13 protein-coding genes and 1 riboswitch are annotated in these 15,855 nt (G+C 65.1%); of the genes, 1 reads left to right on the top strand and 12 read right to left on the bottom strand.

Annotation, left to right across the window (positions count from 1 at the left end; all coding sequences use genetic code 11):
* Positions 1 to 7: 7 nt before the first annotated feature.
* The 6 genes from R6258_RS07310 to R6258_RS07285 all read right to left on the bottom strand — a co-directional run bounded on the left by R6258_RS07310 (position 8) and on the right by R6258_RS07285 (position 7,900).
* A complete protein-coding gene (locus tag R6258_RS07310) occupies positions 8 to 1,114 on the bottom strand; it encodes an AI-2E family transporter (RefSeq protein WP_318449007.1) in 1,107 nt (368 codons plus the stop codon).
* Between the two features lie 144 nt (positions 1,115 to 1,258).
* Complete coding sequence (locus tag R6258_RS07305; protein ID WP_318449006.1) at positions 1,259 to 2,485, bottom strand: MFS transporter; 1,227 nt, start codon at positions 2,483 to 2,485, stop codon at positions 1,259 to 1,261.
* Positions 2,486 to 2,715: 230 nt separating this feature from the next.
* On the bottom strand, positions 2,716 to 4,527 hold the full coding sequence (locus R6258_RS07300) for an acyl-CoA dehydrogenase C-terminal domain-containing protein (protein WP_318449005.1): 1,812 nt from the start codon (positions 4,525 to 4,527) through the stop codon (positions 2,716 to 2,718).
* 186 nt (positions 4,528 to 4,713) lie between these two features.
* Positions 4,714 to 5,475, bottom strand: a complete 762-nt coding sequence (locus R6258_RS07295; protein ID WP_318449004.1) for an SDR family NAD(P)-dependent oxidoreductase — start codon at positions 5,473 to 5,475, stop codon at positions 4,714 to 4,716.
* Entirely contained in the window at positions 5,476 to 7,146 is a 1,671-nt protein-coding gene (locus R6258_RS07290) for an AMP-binding protein (protein ID WP_318449003.1), read from the bottom strand.
* A 157-nt stretch (positions 7,147 to 7,303) separates the two neighbouring features.
* The gene (locus R6258_RS07285) at positions 7,304 to 7,900 is read right to left on the bottom strand and encodes a TetR/AcrR family transcriptional regulator (protein WP_318449002.1); all 597 of its coding nucleotides are present in this window, start codon (positions 7,898 to 7,900) and stop codon (positions 7,304 to 7,306) included.
* A gap of 106 nt (positions 7,901 to 8,006) precedes the next feature.
* On the opposite strand from R6258_RS07285, the gene R6258_RS07280 reads away from it, so the two are divergent.
* Complete coding sequence (locus R6258_RS07280) at positions 8,007 to 9,194, top strand: acetyl-CoA C-acyltransferase (RefSeq protein ID WP_318449001.1); 1,188 nt, start codon at positions 8,007 to 8,009, stop codon at positions 9,192 to 9,194.
* A gap of 92 nt (positions 9,195 to 9,286) precedes the next feature.
* On the opposite strand, the gene crcB is transcribed toward R6258_RS07280, so the two are convergent.
* From crcB to R6258_RS07250, 6 genes are all read right to left on the bottom strand, one after another.
* Positions 9,287 to 9,685: a fluoride efflux transporter CrcB gene (crcB, locus tag R6258_RS07275; protein ID WP_318449000.1), complete on the bottom strand. Its 399-nt coding sequence runs from the start codon at positions 9,683 to 9,685 to the stop codon at positions 9,287 to 9,289.
* Positions 9,686 to 9,779: 94 nt separating this feature from the next.
* A riboswitch (Fluoride riboswitch) is annotated at positions 9,780 to 9,876 on the bottom strand.
* A gap of 54 nt (positions 9,877 to 9,930) precedes the next feature.
* Positions 9,931 to 10,788 (bottom strand): phosphate ABC transporter ATP-binding protein PstB, encoded by an 858-nt coding sequence (pstB, locus tag R6258_RS07270; protein WP_412176361.1) that lies wholly within the window; start codon positions 10,786 to 10,788, stop codon positions 9,931 to 9,933.
* Positions 10,789 to 10,814: 26 nt separating this feature from the next.
* Entirely contained in the window at positions 10,815 to 11,981 is a 1,167-nt protein-coding gene (gene pstA, locus R6258_RS07265) for a phosphate ABC transporter permease PstA (protein WP_318448999.1), read from the bottom strand.
* 22 nt (positions 11,982 to 12,003) lie between these two features.
* Entirely contained in the window at positions 12,004 to 13,260 is a 1,257-nt protein-coding gene (gene pstC / locus R6258_RS07260) for a phosphate ABC transporter permease subunit PstC (RefSeq protein ID WP_318448998.1), read from the bottom strand.
* A gap of 101 nt (positions 13,261 to 13,361) precedes the next feature.
* A complete protein-coding gene (locus tag R6258_RS07255; protein WP_318448997.1) occupies positions 13,362 to 14,390 on the bottom strand; it encodes a PstS family phosphate ABC transporter substrate-binding protein in 1,029 nt (342 codons plus the stop codon).
* Between the two features lie 106 nt (positions 14,391 to 14,496).
* A complete protein-coding gene (locus tag R6258_RS07250; RefSeq protein WP_318448996.1) occupies positions 14,497 to 15,708 on the bottom strand; it encodes a Bcr/CflA family multidrug efflux MFS transporter in 1,212 nt (403 codons plus the stop codon).
* Positions 15,709 to 15,855: the final 147 nt, after the last annotated feature.

Below are 15,855 nucleotides of genomic sequence, written 5' to 3'. Positions count from 1 at the left end.
TTCGGACTCACCCCTCTCCATCGCCCCGCTTCACGCGGGGCGATGGTTCCGTTACCACTCCGTTACCGTACTCGCGACGTCCACCCAGCATACGCGCCAGCCAACGCGTTTCAGGATGACTGTTCAGCGCTATCTTCAGGGTCATCGTCAGCGGCACCGACAGCAGCATCCCCACCGGCCCGAGAATCCAGCCCCACACCACCAGCGACAGAAAGGCGACCAGGGTCGATAGTCCCAGCGTCCTGCCCATGACCCGCGGTTCGATGAGGTTGCCGATCACGAAGTTGATTACCAGATAGGCACCGGCCAGGATCCCCGCCTTGGCCAGGCCGCCATCGGGCATCACCAACGTCAGCAGCACGGCGGGAACCGCCGCCAGGGCCGAGCCGATATTGGGAATGTAGTTCAGGCTGAAGGCCAGCGTCCCCCAGAGCAGCGGGAACTTTACCCCCAACAGCAGGCAGGCGCAGAAGATCAGCGCCCCGGTCACCAGACTGATCAGCGTCTTGATCGCCAGGTAGCGCTTCAGGTTGTAGCTGAACTCCTTGAACCGCCGCAGGCTCGGTGCCGGATTTTCCAGCGATTGCGCCACCTTGTTGCGAAAGTCCAGGGTCTCGAAGAGCATGAAGATCACCAGCAGGATGATCAGCACGCTCTGCGTCAGCAAACTGCCCAGGCTGTTGAGGAAGGTCGGCACCAGCTGTGTGGCGCCGGTCGGGTCGAGCCACTCGGACATCCGCTTGGGTCTGATGTACACGCCCAGGCCCGATAGCCAGTTGAGCAGGTTCAGATAGTGCTTGTGCAGCTGATCCTCGAGCTTGGGCAGGGCTTCCATGAAGGTCGCCAAGCTGCTCGCCAGCAGCGAGCCGAGTAGCACCAGGAAGATGCCGATGATAAGCAGAGTCAGCAACACGGCACTGCGCCGCCCCACGCCCATGCGATATAGCCAATGCACCGGCGAGGTGCAGATCACCGCGATGAATAGCGACAGGATCAACGGCACCAGCAGATCGGCGCCGAGCTTCATGCCGGCAATGATGATGACCAGTGCCGCCAGAGCCAGCGTCAGGTTGAGGGGAATGCTGCGCTTATTGTCGTCGACATCGTGATCCATGGGGCCATCCTGGCTTTTTTTCCGGTGCGCACATGATGGCCTGAACCGGGGTCGACGACAAACCGCGCCCGAGTCGTCCCCGCAACACATTGACTCTGACAGCCCGGCACGGGATGACCGACAGCCCGCATCAAGCGTCGCCGTCTAGGCCGCCGCGGTCGGTCGCAGGCCCGTCACCGGCGTCTCCCGAATCGGCCAGTGCAGCGCCATGGTCACCAGGCTCAAGGCCACTCCGGCCCACCACACCACGTCGTAAGTGCCGGTGGTCTCGTACAGCCAACCGCCCAGCCACACCCCGGTGAAGCTGCCGAGTTGGTGGCTGAGAAACACGACACCGTACAGGGTCGCCATGTAGCGGGTACCGAACATGGTCGCAACCAGCCCGGTGGTCGGCGGTACGGTCGCCAGCCATAGAAAGCCCATCACGCAACTGAACGTCAGCACCGTAGTCAGGCTCAGCGGCAGCAGCATGAACAGGGCGATGGCCACGGCGCGCCCCCCATAGATGCCGATCAGCACATGACGCTTGGGCACCCTGCTCGAGACCACACCGGCCAGAAAGGCGCCCGCCACGTTGAACAGCCCGATCAGGCTGAGCGACCAGGCGGCAATCTGAGGATCGAATCCGGCATCCATCAAGAACGGCGGCATGTGGACGGTGATGAACGCCAAGTGGAACCCGCAGACGAAGAAGCCGGCGGTCAGCAGCCAGTATGAGGCATGGCCGCGAGCGAGCTTGAGCGTGTCACGCAGGGCTTGAGGCGAAACGATTTGATCCGCGGAGGCGGCGGGCCGGTCGCTGGCCGCCAGTGGCATGGCTAGCAGCGCCATGGACAGCGACATCAGCGCCATCGCGTTGAGCGCGCCGCTCCACCCCAGCCAGTCGATCAGATTCTGGGCCACCGGGGCGAGCAGGAACTGGCCCATCGAGCCCGCCGCCGTGCCAATGCCCAGCACCAGCTGTTGTCGGGATTCGTCCACCGCACGCGCCATGGCCGGCAGCACGATGCCGAAGGCCGTGCCCGCCACACCGGCACCGACCAGCAACCCCGCGCCGGCATTCAACACCCACACCTGGCTGACACCGGCGGTCAGCCACAGGCCCAGCGCATACAGCGCCGTGCCGGCCAGGATGACGCGCACGCTGCCGAAGCGATCGGCCAGGCTGCCGGCGAGCACGGCGATCACGCCCCAGGCCAGATTCTGGATAGCCAGGGCCAGACCGATGACATCGCGCCCCCAGCCATTGGCTGCATCGAGCGGCTGCACGAATAGTCCGAAGCTGGAACGAAACCCGAACGAGAGCATCAGGATCGTGCAGGCGCTCAGGATCAGCCACCAGGTGGCGGCGGGCAGACGGGTGGGGGGCATGACAGCCATCTCCGTGTCGATAGCGGAATCAGCGCCATGCTCAGCGTTTTCCGATAAACCGGCAAGCGAGGAATTCGCACCCATGCCCGAGAAAAACTCACCGGCTTCCAAACTACAGCCCATCGGGGGCCGCCGCTTTTCGGCTTCGCATGAACCACAAAAAAGCGGGCCTAGGCCCGCCTGCAAGGGTCAGAGCGCCTGACCTAGAGACATCGTTTCACGCCAGCGCTTCAGATTTCGAAACCAAGGCCAAATTCCTCGGCACTCAACGCCATCAGCGAGGCGCCACCGGCACGAATCATCTCGGCATGACCGCGAGTGCGCGGCAGCAAGCGCTGGAAGTAGAAATCCGCCGTCGCCAGCTTGGCACGATAGAACGCCTCGTCACCGCTGCCCGCGGCGAGCGCCTGGCTGGCGGTATCCGCGGCACGCGCCCATAGATAGGCCAGCGCGACATAGCCCGAATAGAGCAGGTAGTCGACACTCGCCGCGCCGACCTCCTCGCGGTCGTGCATGGCCTTCATACCCACCGCCATGGTCAGCTCGCCCCACTCGGCGTTGAGCCTGGACAACGGCTCGACATACGCCTTGAGGGCGCTGTTTTCGGCCTGAGACTGGCAGAACTTGTGAATCTCCTTGGTGAATACCTTGAGCGTCTCGCCCTGGCTCATCAGCACCTTGCGGCCCAACAGGTCGAGCGCCTGGATGCCGGTCGTGCCTTCGTAGAGCCGGGTGATGCGCGCATCGCGGACGAACTGCTCCATGCCCCACTCGGCGATGAAGCCATGGCCGCCGAACACCTGCACGCCCTCGTTGGTCGCCTCGAAGCCCAACTCGGTGAGGAAGGCCTTGACGATCGGCGTGAGCAGGCCGAGCAGCGTCTCGGCACGCTCGCGCTCGGCGGCGTCGGTAGCGTGCTCGGCCAGATCGACCAGTTGACCGGTATACATCACCAGCATCCGGCCGCCCTCGGCGAGCGCCTTCTGGGTCAGCAGCATACGCCGCACGTCGGGGTGGACGATGATCGGGTCGGCCGGCTTGTCGGCGGCCTTGGTCCCCGACAGCGCGCGCATCTGCAGGCGATCCCGGGCGTAGGCCAGGGCGTTCTGGAAGCTCGCCTCCATCAGCCCCAACCCCTGAATGCCCACGCCGATACGCGCCTCGTTCATCATCGTGAACATGCATGCCAGGCCCTTGTGCGGCGGTCCCACCAGATAGCCCTTGGCGGCGTCGAAGTTCATCACGCAGGTGGCGTTGCCATGGATGCCCATCTTGTGTTCCAGCGAGCCGCAGCTCACGCCATTACGCTCGCCGACGTTGCCCTCGGCGTCAGGAAGGAACTTGGGCACCACGAACAGCGAGATACCCCGGGAGCCTTCCGGCGCGTCGGGCAGCTTGGCCAACACCAGATGGACGATGTTCTCGGTCAGGTCGTGCTCGCCCGCGGAGATGAATATCTTGGTGCCGGTGATCCGATAGCCGCCCTCGTCGTCGGGTACCGCGCGGGTCTTGATCAGGCCCAGGTCGGTGCCGCAGTGCGGTTCGGTCAGGCACATGGTGCCGGTCCACACGCCCTCGACCAGCTTGCTCAGGTAGGTGGCCTTCTGCCCGTCGCTGCCGTGATGGCGCAGCGCATCGGCGGCACCGTGCGATAGCCCCGGGTACATGCCCCAGGCCAGGTTGCTCGAACAGATCATCTCCGACAGCGCCAGGTTCAACGAGGCCGGCAACCCCTGGCCGCCGAACTCGGGCTCGGCCGCCAGACCCGGCCAGCCGCCGTCTACGTACTGGGCATAGGCCTGTTTGAAGCCTTGCGGGGTCTTGACCTCGCCGCCCTCCAGCACACACCCCTCTTGGTCGCCACGCTGGTTGAGCGGCAACAGCACTTCGCGCGCAAAGCGTCCGCCCTCCTCGAGGATCGCTGCGATCACGTCCGGCGAGGCTTCCTCGCCACCCGGCAGACCTGCGTAGTGGCCGGGGTAGTCCAGCATCTCATCCATTACGAAGCGCAGATCGCGCAGCGGAGCCTGATAGTCGGGCATGGCGAACACTCCTGAATACACGCCGGAATCGGTCGATCCTGCGGCCTGGGCCGCTCTCAAACATGCGTTTGAAATTATCCCGGCACCGAGTGCAAGTCAAGCGTTCGTTTGATTCCCGAAAGACGCGCCGTCGCCCTCCCGGACGGTGCCCCGAAACTATCCGGGGAAGCCGTCCGGCGGGCGGCATCACTGCATGCGGATGCCGCCGTCGAGGCGAATGGTCTCGCCGTTGAGCATCGCGTTGGTGACGATCTGCTCGGCCAGCGCGGCGAATTCCGTGGCCCGCCCCAGACGTTTGGGAAACGGCACCGCGGCCGACAGCGCGGCGACCGCCTCGTCGGGGATGCCGGCCATCATCGGCGTCTCGAACACGCCCGGGGCAATGGTCATCACCCGGATGCCGTAACGCGACAGCTCGCGGGCCAGCGGTAGTGTCATGCCCGCCACCCCAGCCTTGGAAGCGCTGTAGGCGGCCTGGCCCACCTGGCCGTCGAAGGCGGCGATCGACGCGGTATCGATGATCACTCCGCGCTCGCCATCCTCGCCCTCGGGTTCGTTGCGGGCCATCGCCGCCGCCACCAGACGCAGCACGTTGAAGGTACCCACCAGATTGATATGAACGGTACGCGCGAAGGCATCGAGATCCGTCGGCTTGCCGTCGCGGTCGAGCAGCTTGGCGACGCTGACCACTCCGGCGCAGTGGATTACCCCATGCAACCCGCCCCAGCCCAACGCGCGATCGACGACGGCCTGCATGGCATCGCCGTCGGTGACGTCGCCGCGACACGCCAGGGCCGCGCCGCCCAACCGCTCGGCGAGTGCATCGACGGCCTCGCTCAAATCGCAGAGCACCACGCGGGCGCCGCCGGCCACCAACCGCTCGGCGGTTGCCGCCCCCAGCCCCGAGGCGGCGCCGGTGATCAGAAAGGTACGCTCGGTCAATTGCATTCAGCGAGTCTCCGGTTGTGCGGCGGCCTGGGCGCGTAACTTGAAGCGCTGGATCTTGCCGCTGGGGGTCTTGGGTAGCGCGTCGACGAAATCGATCTCACGCGGGTAGGCGTGCGCGGACAGTCGTTCGCGCACCCGCTGGCGAATCTCCTCGGCCAGCTCGGCACTCGGCTCGTAGCCCTCGCGCAGTACCACGAACGACTTGATCACTTCACCGCGAATCGCATCGGCCATGCCCACCGCTGCCGATTCGGCCACCGCGGGGTGGGTCATCACGCTGTTCTCGACATCGCTGGGACCGACGCGATAACCCGAGGTGGTGATGATGTCGTCGTTGCGTCCGGCGAAACGGAAAGTGCCGCCGGGTTCGCGAATCACCACGTCACCGGTCAGGTAGTAGCCGTTGGCGAAGGGCGTCTTCTCCTGCCAGGTGTAGCCGGGGAAGAAGTGCATCGGCGATGCCTCGATATCCACGCCCAACACGCCAGGCTCGCCGTCGGGCAATTCGTTGTGATCGGCGTCCAGCACGGCGAGACGGTAGCCCGGCAACGGCACGCCCATGCCGCCGGAAGGTTCGCCATGAGCCAGCGCGTGATGATTGCAGCAGGTCATGCCGGTTTCGGTCTGGCCGTAGTGATCCTTCACCGGGCAGCCCAGGGCGCGCCCGACCCAATCGACCACCTGGGGGTTGAGCGGTTCGCCGGCCGAGCTCGCGACGCGCAACGACAGCCCGGCGGCCGCGTCGTCGAACAGCCCCGAAGCCTTGATCAGTCGATAGGCGGTCGGCGCGGCGGCGAAGTTACTGATGGCGTGGCGGCGCAGAAAGGCCAATGCACCCTCGGCAGCGAACGCCGCCTCGCAGAAATGCGTGGTGGCGCCCAGCAACAATGGCCCGGTGATGGCGTAATACAAGCCATAGGCCCAGCCGGGATCGGCCATGTTCCAGAACCGCTCCCCTTCGCGCAGATCGATGGCCAGCTGCATGTACAGCGCGAAGGCCGATAGTGCGGCCAGCGGTACGGCGACGCCCTTGGGCTTGCCCACCGTGCCCGAGGTGAACATCTGCAGAAATGCCGCCTGCGGGTCCAGACGGGGCGGCGCGGATGTCAGCGGCGCATGCGCGAGCGCCTGCCGCCATTCGGTGTCGCCCAGTCGCCCCTTATCCGTGCCGCCGGTATCATCGCCCACGCAGAGCAGTCGCGGACAACACTCGAGACCGGCGAACTTGCTCCTGTTGACGGTGTCGGTGATCACCAGGCGCGCATCGGCACGCGCCAGGCGGTATTCCACTGCATCGGGCCCGAAGGCGGTGAACAACGGCTGGTAGACGGCGCCGATCCGCCAGGTTGCGAGGACGGCGATCAATAGTTCAGGAGTGCGTGGCAGCATGCAGGCGACGCGATCGCCCTGCCCCAAGCCGGCCGCCTGCATCCAGCCGGCGAGCCGCGCGCTGGCGGCGTCGAGATCGGCATAGCTCCAGCGGCTGACATGACCGGCGACGTCCTCGTGGATCAGCGCGATCCGTGCGCCGTGCCCGGCGCGCAGATGCCGGGCGCAACAGCTATCGAAGGCATTCAGCCGGCCGTCATGGTGGTCATCCAGCGAGTCGACGACAGTATCCGGAGAGAAATCGGCGAGATAGCTGGCGTAGGCCGGTGGCGTTGTTGTCATTGTGATTCACCCTATCGTTAACGTAAACGTCACGCCGCGGATAAACCGAGCGAGCGCTTGGTTTACACCCTAGCCAGACCGTGCGGGTCGAACAAGCCACGCCGGCTGAGACCAAGGTCGCAATCATCGGCCGCGGCCGCGAGGACCGCGAAAGGCATCAGGCGCGGCCGATCGGCTCGGGCGCCGGCCCGGTCAGCATGGCGACGAGTTCCCGGGCCAGTGCTTCTGGGGAGCGCGGTCCCGCCGGGTCGTACCAGCGCACCGTCCAGTTGAGCGCACCGAGCACGAAACGCCGCACCAGCAAACGATCGCCATGGATCAGCCCGGCGTCCAGCGATTCGTCGACCACCTTCTGCCATAACGACTCGTAGGCGTCGCGCAGGTGGATCAGATGGTCACGCGAGGCATCGTCCAGGCGTCGCCATTCGTAGAGCGCCACGACATGCGCGTTGCGTTCGGTCAACAGCGTCTCGAGGTGCGCCTTCGCCAGCGCATCGAGACGCACCTCGGGCGAGCAGCCGGCTTCGGCCAGCGCGCCACGCGCCAGCGTCAGGGCGTGCTGCATGCCGGTCTCGATCACCGCGCAGAGAATCGCCTGCTTGTCGCTGAAGTGATGGAACAGGCTTCCCGACTTGATTCCCATCGCCTGCGCCAGCATGCGCACCGTGGTGCGGTCGAAGCCCTCTTCGACGAACAGACGAGCGGCAATCCTGACCAACTCCTTGCGACGGGGTGAGGCGTTCACTAAAGTCATCGAATTAACACGAGCGCTTGCTTGGTTTTTACCGAGCAAAGCATAGGGCCACCCTGCGGTCAACGCAGGCCAGGCCGGCCCACAGAACACGAACGTGGAGAACGCCATGTCCACTGCGACCGATATCGTCATCCTAGGTGGAGCGCGCACCCCGATGGGCGGCATGCTCGGCAGTCTGTCGAGCCTGACCGCCCCCGAACTCGGCGCCATCGCCATTCGTGCCGCCATCCAGCGTAGCGGCATCGACGCCGATGCCATCGACGAAGGCATCCTCGGCTGCGTGCTGCCCGCCGGAGTCAAGCAGGGGCCGGCCCGCCAAGCGATGCGCCAGGCCGGCATCAGCGATGCGCGCGGCGCGACCACCGTCAACAAGCTGTGCGGCTCGGGCATGAAGGCAACCATGTTCGCCCACGACCTGATCCGCGCCGGCAGCGGCGAGATCCTGCTCGCGGGCGGCATGGAGTCGATGTCCAACGCCCCGCACCTGCTGACCCGCGCGCGCGGCGGCTATCGTCTGGGGCATGGCGAGCTCAAGGATCATATGTTCCTCGATGGTCTCGAGGACGCCGAGAGCGGACGGCTGATGGGCGCCTTCGCCCAGCAGGTCGCCGATAGCCGAAGCTACTCCCGCGAGCGCATGGACGATTTCGCCATCGCCTCGCTGGAGCGCGCCATGGCGGCTCATGAGGCCGGTGAACTCGGCGGCGAAATCGCCCCGGTCACCGTCGCCTCGCGCCACGGCGAGAGCGTCATCGAACACGACGAGCAGCCGTTCGCGGCGCGTCTCGACAAGATCCGCACGTTGCGCCCCGCTTTCAGCCGCGACGGCACCATCACCGCCGCCAATGCCAGCTCGATCTCCGACGGCGCCTCGGCACTGATCCTGGCCAGCCGTGGCGCGGCCGAAGCCGTCGGCGCCACGGTGCAGGCCACGATTCTCGGCCATGCCACGCACTCGCAGCATCCCAGCGAGTTCACCCTCGCTCCGGTGGGTGCGATCGGCAAGTTGCTCGAACGCCTCGACTGGTCGGCCGACGACGTCGATCTCTACGAGATCAACGAGGCCTTCGCGGTGGTCACGCTGATCGCCATCGATGAGTTAGGGCTGGCTCACGACAAGGTCAACGTATTCGGCGGCGCCTGCGCCCAAGGCCATCCGATCGGCTCCACCGGTTCGCGGATCATCGTCACGCTGATCAACGCACTGCGCCGGCGCGGCGGCAAGCGCGGCATCGCCAGCCTGTGCATCGGCGGCGGCGAGGCCACGGCGATCGCCGTCGAACTCACCGACTGACGCGACCAGCGCGCGCTGGCCACCTGCCCTGCCCAACAGAATTTGTCATCATTGCCAGCAGCCGGCCGCAGCGCCGGCTTTCCCCACGCCTCCTACTTCAACAGGCTTACTAGCTGGCGCAGCGCCGTGAACGTGGCGATGCCCAGCGCGGCCATGCCCAACGAGCCGGCGACGTGCAGGGCGATGCCCGCCAGCGTCATGCCCCACCGGCCCGCCTGGATATTGGCGAGCATTTCGATGGAAAACGTCGAGAAGGTGGTCAGCGCCCCCAGAAAGCCGGTGACCGCGAACAGCCGCCACTCCACCGACAGGGACGGCAGCTGATCGAACGAGGCGAAAGCCACGCCGATCAACCAGCTGCCCAGCAGGTTGGCGAGCAGCGTGCCGGGCGGCAGCGCGGGGAACAGTGCGTTCAGCCAGACACTCAGTAGCCAGCGCAGGTTGGCACCCAGCGCGGCGCCTGCGCCAATGGCGAGAACCGATAACCACATAGCCAGTCGTCCTGTTGTCTTGGCGAGTCGTCTGTACGAAGGCAATGCGACACGGACGAGGAGGAAGGACACAGGATGCCTGCTACGCCCCCGGCGTATCGCAGGCATCATCAACCGCTCTATCAGCGGTGGTTTGGCAACGGCCGCGACACTCGAGCGCTGCCGGGAGGCATGCCATCTCCCGCGGGAACAAGATTTAGCACGCCTGCCGGGCAACCTTCAACCGGTCGACGGTCGACGCCGGGTCAACCGTAACGGCCGGTGATGTAGTCCTCGGCCTTCTTGGTATAGGGGTTGGAGAACATCATCTGCGTATCGTTGTACTCGATCACCTCGCCGAGGTGGAAGAACGCCGTGTAATCGGCGACACGCGCAGCCTGCTGCATGTTGTGGGTGACCGTGACGATGGTGAACTGCTGCTTGAGCTTGTCCATCAGGTCCTCGATGGTCGCCGTCGAGATCGGATCGAGCGCCGAGGTAGGCTCATCCATCAGGATCACGTCGGGCTGCACGGCGATCGCCCGGGCGATGCATAGCCGCTGCTGCTGGCCGCCGGACAACGAAGTGCCGGGCTGCTGCAACTTGTCCTTGACCTCGTTCCACAGCCCGGCGTCGGTCAGCGCTCGCTCGACCAGCTCGTCCTGTTCGGCCTTGCGGCTGACCAGGTCGTGCATGCGCGGCGCGTAGGCGACATTCTCGTAGATCGACTTGGGAAACGGGTTGGGCTTCTGGAAGACCATGCCTACCCGGCGACGCAGTGCGACCTCATCCATCCTGGCTTCGTTGACGTCGTGACCGTCCATCTCCACCAGCCCGGTCACGCGCACGCCCTTGATCAGATCGTTCATGCGGTTGAGGCAGCGCAGGAAGGTCGACTTGCCGCAGCCCGACGGGCCGATCAGGGCGGTCACGTTGCGCTGATAGATATCGATATCGATGTTCTTCAGTGCCTGGTTGTTGCCATACCACAGGTTGAGATCGCGTACACGGATGCTCAGTTCGTGATTGGCCTTCTCGTTGCGGCTCACCGGCTCGCCGGGTGCCGGTTGGCGCTGTACGCCACGCGGTTTTTCGCGACTTTCGACAATTTGCTCGTTCAACATGATCTTGTCCTATAGAAAGTGGTGACTTACCAGCGCCGTTCGAATTTCTTGCGCAGCCACACCGCCGTGGCATTGAGCGAGATCAATACCGCCAGCAGCACCAGGATGCCGCCGGCCGTCTTCTCGACGAAGGCGCGGTCGGGCTCCCCGGCCCAGGTGAATATCTGCGCCGGCATCACCGTCGCGGCGTCCGTGAAGGAGCCGCCGACGTCGGGGATGAAGGCCACCATGCCGACGATGATCAATGGCGCGGTCTCGCCCATCGCCTGGGCCATGCCGATGATCGAGCCGGTGAGAATGCCGGGTAGCGACAACGGCAGTACGTGGTCGCGCACCACCTGCCAGCGCGAACAGCCGACGCCGAACGCCGCCTGGCGGATGCCGTCCGGCACGCTGCGCAGTGCCGAGCGCGTGGTGATGATGATCACCGGCAGCGTCATCAGCGCCAGCGTCAGGCCGCCGACCAATGGCGACGAGCGCGGCACGCCGAAGAAGTTGATGTAGATCGCCAGGCCCAGCAAGCCGAACAGGATCGACGGTACCGCAGCGAGATTGTTGATGTTGATCTCGATGAGTTGGGTCAGCCGGTTGTCCGGGGCGAACTCCTCCAGGTAGACCGCCGTCATCACGCCCACCGGAAAGCACACCAGCATGGTCACGATCAGCGTCAGGACGGTGCCCACCGCCGCCGAGGCGATGCCCGCCAGTTCCGCCATCTTGGAGTCGCCGTTGGTAAAGAACGTGGTGTTGAAGCGCAGCTCGGCGCGCCCGGCCTCGACCAGCCGTTCGACCACGCGGGCCTCGCTGGCGCGCAGGGCGTCCTCGGTGCCCTTGAGATACTGATCCACCGAACTGTCGGCAAGCACCCACTCCATGCGCGTGGTGCCCAGCAGCTCTGGGTTTTCGCGCATGCGCCCGGGAATCAGGCGCAGATAACCGCGACTGACCAGCGGCCGCACGTCCTCGCTCACCGCCGCCGGCGGGATCTGACTGGCCTGCTCGCTGTAGTGGACCTCGACCTGGATCTGCGCTTGCTGGAAGGCCGGCAGGCCCTTGATCAGCATGTCGCCGATGAATACCAGCAGAAACGCCGCCGCCAGGATCAGCGCCCCCATCGACATGTACTTGAGGCGCGCCGAGCGGCGGTGGCGCCGCTTGAGCTGGGCGGTGATCTCGTCAAAGGATTGGCTCATGAGCGCAACATTCCTCGTCGTGTCACAGGGTGTTGGTGCGGTACTTGTCGCGGAAGCGACGGATCATCAGTACCGAGACCATGTTGAGGATCAGCGTGACCACGAACAGCACCAGCCCCAGCGCGAACGCCGACAGGGTTTCGGCGCTTTCGAACTCCTGGTCGCCGGTCAGCGCCGCGACGATACGTACCGTCACGGTGGTCATGTCCTCGAGCGGGTTGGCGGTCAGGTTGGGGCGCATGCCGGCGGCCATCACCACGATCATGGTTTCGCCCAGCGCCCTCGACACCGCCAGCAGCGAGGCGGAAATGATCCCCGGCAGCGAGGCCGGCAGCACCACGCTGCGGATGGTCTCGCCCTTGGTCATGCCCAGCGCCAGCGAACCTTCACGCATGCTGTCGGGCACCGCGTTGATCACATCGTCGGAGAGCGACGAGATGAACGGGATGATCATGATGCCCATCACCACCCCCGGCGCCAGCGCGTTGTTGTAGGACGCATCGAGGCCGAAGAAACCGGCCACGTCGACGATGATCGGCGCGATGGTGATCGCCGCGAAGAAGCCATAGACCACGGTGGGGATCCCGGCGAGCACCTCGAGCACCGGCTTGGCCAGGTCGCGCACCCGCGGCGGCGCGAACTCGGCCATGTAGATGGCAGCCAGCAGTCCCACCGGGATCGCCACCAGCATGGCGATCAGCGAGATCAGGAAGGTGCCGGCGAACAGCGGCACCGAGCCGAACTGTGCCCCACCCGTGCCTTCGCCGGCCCGCCCGGCGGAAGCCAGGAAGCTGTCGCCCGGCGCCCAGGTGGTACCGGTAATGAAGTCCCACAGGCTTTGCATCTGGAAGAAGCGGATCGCCTCGGAGACGATCGACAGCAGGATGCCGAACGTGGTGACGATCGACATCAAGGCCGCCGTAGCCAACGCCAGGCGAATCACCTTTTCGATCGCCTGGCGGGCATGGAAGTCGGGGCGCACCTGCATGAGGCCGACGAACAGGCCGATGGCGGCAATCACTATGCTGGCCGCCAGCAGGTACACGACGGGGATCTCGGCGCCCAACAGCAGCATCACGAAGGCACCCAGTGCGCCGGCCAGAATCGCCGGGCCGGCCGTGGCGAGCACCGAGAACCAGGCGTACTGATCGGGCTGGGCGAACATCGCCGTGCCCGAGGCGCGTGTGCGGGTCGCCTTGGTGCGCGCCACGAAGAAGGCAATCAGCCCCAGCGTCAACAGCGCGCCACAGAAAAGCAGATAGATCAGGTTGGTCGACATAACGTTCTCTTGGCAGGAATCGGCCCCATCAGGGGCCACCCTGCATGCATGCGGGCCGGCGGCTTGCGCCACCGGCCCCACCGTTTCATGCAGCGACGCGATTACTTGAGATCGGCCAGTTCGAGCTTCTCATGGCTCTCGACCGCCTGACGCTGTTCGCTACGCATCTCCTCGGGAAGCGGAATCAACCCCAGTCCCTTCAGATAACCCATCGGCCCGATCATCTGCTCGGTCATGAATAGGTTGGCGTATTCGTACATCGCCGGCACGGACTCGGCGTGCTGGTTCTTGACGTAGAAGAACAGCGAGCGGGAGACCGGGTACTCGCCGGAGCTGATCGCTTCCGGGGTCGGCTCGACGCCGTCGATGCTGGCCCCGATCAGCGTGTTGGAGTTCTCCTCGAGGAACGAGTAGCCGAAGATGCCGAAGGCCTTGGTGTCCTCGGCCAGGCGCTGAACGATCAGGTTGTCGTTCTCGCCGGCATCGATGTAGGCGCCATCGGAGCGAATGTCGGTGTAGCCTTCGCCGCCATAGCCTTCCATGTCTTCGGAAGCGGCTTCCATGACCAGCTCTTCGAAAGCGTCACGGGTACCGGACGTGGTGGGCGGGCCGTAGACGGAGATCTCGCGATCCGGTAGCGAAGCGTCGATGTCGCTCCACTTCTGATAGGGGTTGTCGACCAGCTTGCCGTCCTGCGGCACCTTGGCGGCCAGCGCCAGGAAGATCTGCTCGCGGGTCAGGTCGATCGGCTCGTTGCTGCTGGATTCGGCGAAGGCGATGCCGTCGTAGCCGATCGTCGCTTCGGTAATGTCGGTCACGCCGTTCTGCTGGCAACGCTCGAATTCGGAAGTCTTCATGCGCCGTGAAGCATTGGTGATGTCGGGGGTGTCCTCGCCGACACCTTCGCAGAAAAGCTTCAGGCCACCGCCTGAACCGGTGGACTCGATGACCGGCGTGGAGTAGTCGGTGGTGGCACCGAACTCTTCCACCACATAGCTGGCAAACGGGTAGACCGTGCTCGAGCCGACGATGCGCAGCTGCTCTCGCGCCTGGGCAACGCCCGCAACGCCCATCACGGCAGCGGCGATCGCGGTAGTCTTCAAGACACGGCTCTTGAGGATGCGGTTCATTGCGGGTAACTCCTGTCGATGAGAGTGTTCAACCTTCGCCCGACACAAGATGCCTAACGAAGATGACAGCTTCATGACATGGTCAGCCGACCGGCCTCGAGCGCGGCTAGGCCTCCCCAGCCGACAGTGCTTGAGCGCGCAGTGCCCGCCCCGAGAGTACCCGCACTCCCAGGTTACCGGCGATCGAGGCGCCGACCATGGTCAGCACCATCGGCCAGGCGCTGGGGATCTCGAAGGCCCCGACCAGCACGCCGGCCAGCGCCCCGCAGGAAAACTGGATGCTGCCCTGCATCGCCGTGGCCGTAGCGCTCATCCTGGGGAAATGGTCGAGCATCGACGACATCGCATTGGGCCCGATCAACCCCTGCATGCCGACGAACACCATCAGCAGCGGTGCGACCGTATAGAGCGAATCCAGCCCGGTGGCGAACGCCAGCAGCAGCAGCAGACCCGAGGCAAATTGGATGCCCAGTCCCCACAGCAGGTTGCGCTGAGGCGACGAACGCTTGAGCAGACGGATGTTGATTCGGTTGGATCCCGCCATGATCAGGATATTGGCACCGAAGATGAACGGATAGACCGCCGGCGACAGCCCGAAATACTCCATGTACAGGAACGGCGAACCGGTGATGAAGGCGAACATGCCGGCAAACGACATCGACACGGCGCAGATGTAACCCATCGCCTCGCGATGGCGCAGCACCGTCAGGTAATTGGCCAGTACTTGCGTGAAGCTCGGCGCATCGGGATCGCGGCCGTGGGTTTCAGGCAGATAGCGCCCCAGCAGCCACAGCACGAATGCCGCATAGAGCGCCAGAAAGGCGAAGATCAGCCACCAGTCGGCGAGATACAGCAGCAGGCTGCCCAATGCCGGCGCCACCAGCGGCGCCAGCATCAGGATCATCACCATGGTCGAGAGCACCTTGGCCGCCTCGCGTCCACTGAAGCAGTCGCGCACGATCGCCGCCGAATTGACCACCGAAGCCCCGCCGCCCAGTGCCTGCACGAAGCGCAGCGCCCACAGCGCCTCGAGGCTCTCCACCTGGGTGATCGCCAGGCTCGACAGCAGAAAGACCACGATGCCGCCGAGCAGCACCGGCCGCCGACCCAACCGGTCGGACAACGGGCCGAAGATCAACTGGCCGACCGCGAATCCGAACAGAAACAGACTGACCGACAGCTCGGTCAGGTGCACGCTGGCGCCGACCGCTTCGGCCAGCGCCGGAATGGCCGGCAGATAGGCATCGATGGCGAGTGGCGCAAGAGCCGTGTTGGCCGCCACCAATAGCGCAACGCGGCGCGCATTGAGCTGCAACATAACGCTCCTTGTAATGGACACTGCCCCAAGGGGCGATAAGCTGGGACCAAGGGGCGCTAAGCCGAAAGCAGTCCCAATAGGCCGCTAATGGTAGCAGGTATTGATCTAACCGTCGGACGCCTCGGCGGATGATGCGTCATCGCCAGC

It is taken from the genome of Halomonas sp. HP20-15 (assembly GCF_033446685.1).
Taxonomy (GTDB): domain Bacteria; phylum Pseudomonadota; class Gammaproteobacteria; order Pseudomonadales; family Halomonadaceae; genus Modicisalibacter.
The sequence above is the reverse complement of the archived record's forward strand: the minus strand, read 5'-3'. Positions and strand labels throughout refer to the sequence as shown.

Coding starts and splice junctions, on each gene's coding strand:
- R6258_RS07310 (WP_318449007.1), bottom strand. CDS start 1,114: ATGGATCACGATGTCGACGACAATAAGCGCAGCATTCCCCTCAACCTG.
- R6258_RS07305 (WP_318449006.1), bottom strand. CDS start 2,485: ATGCCCCCCACCCGTCTGCCCGCCGCCACCTGGTGGCTGATCCTGAGC.
- R6258_RS07300 (WP_318449005.1), bottom strand. CDS start 4,527: ATGCCCGACTATCAGGCTCCGCTGCGCGATCTGCGCTTCGTAATGGAT.
- R6258_RS07295 (WP_318449004.1), bottom strand. CDS start 5,475: ATGCAATTGACCGAGCGTACCTTTCTGATCACCGGCGCCGCCTCGGGG.
- R6258_RS07290 (WP_318449003.1), bottom strand. CDS start 7,146: ATGACAACAACGCCACCGGCCTACGCCAGCTATCTCGCCGATTTCTCT.
- R6258_RS07285 (WP_318449002.1), bottom strand. CDS start 7,900: ATGACTTTAGTGAACGCCTCACCCCGTCGCAAGGAGTTGGTCAGGATT.
- R6258_RS07280 (WP_318449001.1), top strand. CDS start 8,007: ATGTCCACTGCGACCGATATCGTCATCCTAGGTGGAGCGCGCACCCCG.
- crcB (WP_318449000.1), bottom strand. CDS start 9,685: ATGTGGTTATCGGTTCTCGCCATTGGCGCAGGCGCCGCGCTGGGTGCC.
- pstB (WP_412176361.1), bottom strand. CDS start 10,788: ATGTTGAACGAGCAAATTGTCGAAAGTCGCGAAAAACCGCGTGGCGTA.
- pstA (WP_318448999.1), bottom strand. CDS start 11,981: ATGAGCCAATCCTTTGACGAGATCACCGCCCAGCTCAAGCGGCGCCAC.
- pstC (WP_318448998.1), bottom strand. CDS start 13,260: ATGTCGACCAACCTGATCTATCTGCTTTTCTGTGGCGCGCTGTTGACG.
- R6258_RS07255 (WP_318448997.1), bottom strand. CDS start 14,390: ATGAACCGCATCCTCAAGAGCCGTGTCTTGAAGACTACCGCGATCGCC.
- R6258_RS07250 (WP_318448996.1), bottom strand. CDS start 15,708: ATGTTGCAGCTCAATGCGCGCCGCGTTGCGCTATTGGTGGCGGCCAAC.